Origin of the sequence: Mesorhizobium sp. Root552, assembly GCF_001427285.1 — a bacterium.
Classification (GTDB): Bacteria; Pseudomonadota; Alphaproteobacteria; order Rhizobiales; family Rhizobiaceae; genus Mesorhizobium.
Genome location: NZ_LMFV01000060.1, coordinates 1 through 2,498, shown reverse-complemented (window position 1 = coordinate 2,498; position 2,498 = coordinate 1). Strand labels below are relative to the sequence as shown.

Below are 2,498 nucleotides of genomic sequence, written 5' to 3'. Positions count from 1 at the left end.
GCCGCCGGCGTGTGGAGCGCCGACATCGCCCGCGTCCACCGCTTCGCCCGGCAGCTGAAGGCGGGAACGGTGTGGATCAACACCTATGGCCCGACCGACATCCGCCTGCCCTGGGGCGGGGCGCGCGATTCCGGCTTCGGCCGCGAGCATGGCGACATGGCCATCGAGAACTTCACCGAACCCAAGGTGGTGTGGATCAACACCGGCCGCTGAGGCGCGGCAAGCCGGGCGAGATCAGCGCCATCGCGGAGAAGCGTCTCGATCATCGTGCAGGGCGGCCGGATCGAGCTTCTCAAGGTCAAGCCCGAAGGCGGCGCCAAGATGCCCGCAGCCGAGTTCTTCACAAGCATCGGCTTCAACGTCGGCAATGCGCTGACAGNGATCGAGCTTCTCAAGGTCAAGCCCGAAGGCGGCGCCAAGATGCCCGCAGCCGAGTTCTTCACAAGCATCGGCTTCAACGTCGGCAATGCGCTGACAGACCCGCTGCCCCTGCCAGAAGCAGCCTGACAACAGGACAAGGCCTGAGCATAGAAGCCTGACGACCGATCGCCGCCGATCAACAAGACAAACAATGGGAGATTAGAGATGACTGTCGCGATGAAGCCGATGTCGGACATTTTGATAGCACGTGCGGCGAAGAAGAAGCCGATCCAGGAAATAGGCTCCAAGATTGGCATACCTCGTGCCCACATCATCCCATACGGTCATGACAAGGCAAAGATATCTGCGGAATTTACGGCAAAGATCCAGGACAACAAGGACGGCAAGCTGATCCTTGTGACGGCGATCAACCCGACGCCTGCGGGCGAAGGCAAGACGACGACGACGGTTGGCCTGGGCGACGGCCTGAACCGCATCGGCAAGAAGGCGGTGATCTGCATCCGCGAGGCCTCGCTTGGTCCGAACTTCGGCATGAAGGGCGGCGCTGCCGGCGGCGGCTATGCCCAGGTCGTGCCGATGGACGACATGAACCTGCACTTCACCGGCGACTTCCACGNCGTCATGGACATGAACGACCGGGCGCTGCGCGAGATCGTSKKSTCGCTGGGCGGSGTCGCCAACGGCTATCCGCGCGAGGCCGGCTTCGACATCACCGTTGCCTCGGAAGTCATGGCGATCCTGTGCCTTGCCAAGGACCTGAAGGACCTCGAAAAGCGCCTTGGCGACATCATCGTTGCCTACAAGCGCGACAAGAGCCCGGTGTTTGCGCGTGAACTGAAGGCCCATCGCGCCATGGCGGTTCTTCTGAAGGACGCCATCCAGCCGAACCTSGTGCAGACSYTSGAGAACAACCCGGCCTTCGTGCATGGCGGCCCGTTCGCCAACATCGCCCACGGCTGCAACTCGGTGATGGCCACCACCACCGCCTTGAAGCTCGGCNCCTCCAGCTCGGCTACGGCAATGCGGGAACGGTCGCCGCGACATCGCCTCCGCCGCCAGCTCGTCCTCATCGAACCGGTCGATGCTCGATCAGGTTTTGCAGGCATTCAACATCGTTCCCGATATCGACCTCAACATCATGCAGCCAGGTGCAGACCTTGGAGAACAACCCGGCCTTCGTGCATGGCGGCCCGTTCGCCAACATCGCCCACGGCTGCAACTCGGTGATGGCCACCACCACCGCCTTGAAGCTCGGCGAATATGTCGTGACGGAGGCCGGTTTCGGCGCTGATCTCGGTGCGGAAAAATTCTTCGACATCAAGTGCCGCAAGGCTGGCCTGAAGCCTGCCGCCGCCGTCATCGTGGCCACCGTGCGCGCCATGAAGATGAATGGCGGGGTGAAGAAGGAGGAYCTCGGGCCTGAGAATGTCGCCGCGTGAGGCCGAGATCGTCTCTCACAGGCTCATGCTGCGCGCCNGCGGAAAAATTCTTCGACATCAAGTGCCGCAAGGCTGGCCTGAAGCCTGCCGCCGCCGTCATCGTGGCCACCGTGCGCGCCATGAAGATGAATGGCGGGGTGAAGAAGGAGGATCTCGGGCCCGAAAATGTCGAGGCGGTGAAGAAGGGCTGCCCCAACCTTGGCCGCCACATCGAGAACGTGCACCAGTTCGGGGTTCCGGTGGTGGTGGCGATCAACCACTTCTATTCCGACACCGAAGCCGAGATCGAAGCGCTGAAGGCCTATGTCAAGGAGCAGGGTGCGGAAGCGATCCTGTGCAAGCACTGGGCGCATGGCTCGGCCGGCATCGAGGAGCTTGCGAAGAAGGTGGTCGAGATCGCCGAGGNGCGCTGAAGGCCTATGTCAAGGAGCAGGGTGCGGAAGCGATCCTGTGCAAGCACTGGGCGCATGGCTCGGCCGGCATCGAGGAGCTTGCGAAGAAGGTGGTCGAGATCGCCGAGGGCGGGGCCTCGCAGTTCGCGCCGCTYTAYGGCGACGACCTTGGCCTGTTCGACAAGATCGACACCATCGTCAAGCGCATCTACCGCGGTTCGGAGGCGATTGCCGACAAGTCGATCCGCGACCAGCTGCACCAGTGGGAGAAGCAGGGCTACGGCAA

The 2,498-nt window shown here is 62.7% G+C and carries 2 protein-coding genes and 4 pseudogenes; all 6 read left to right on the top strand.

Annotated elements, in window-relative coordinates; genetic code table 11:
- A partial coding sequence (locus tag ASD50_RS19210) for an aldehyde dehydrogenase family protein (RefSeq protein WP_156465181.1) occupies window positions 1-213 on the top strand: 213 nt, incomplete at its 5' end.
- 384 nt (window positions 214-597) lie between these two features.
- Window positions 598-997 (top strand): annotated as a pseudogene (locus tag ASD50_RS24010) (formate--tetrahydrofolate ligase); the annotation flags it as partial.
- A 1-nt stretch (window position 998) separates the two neighbouring features.
- Window positions 999-1,380: pseudogene (locus ASD50_RS24005) on the top strand (formate--tetrahydrofolate ligase); the annotation flags it as partial.
- Window positions 1,381-1,529: 149 nt separating this feature from the next.
- Window positions 1,530-1,817, top strand: a pseudogene (locus ASD50_RS23295) (formate--tetrahydrofolate ligase); the annotation flags it as partial.
- 41 nt (window positions 1,818-1,858) lie between these two features.
- Window positions 1,859-2,225 (top strand): annotated as a pseudogene (locus tag ASD50_RS19190) (formate--tetrahydrofolate ligase); the annotation flags it as partial.
- A 1-nt stretch (window position 2,226) separates the two neighbouring features.
- The coding region (locus ASD50_RS22780; RefSeq protein WP_156465182.1) for a formate--tetrahydrofolate ligase at window positions 2,227-2,498 on the top strand (272 nt) is incomplete at both ends.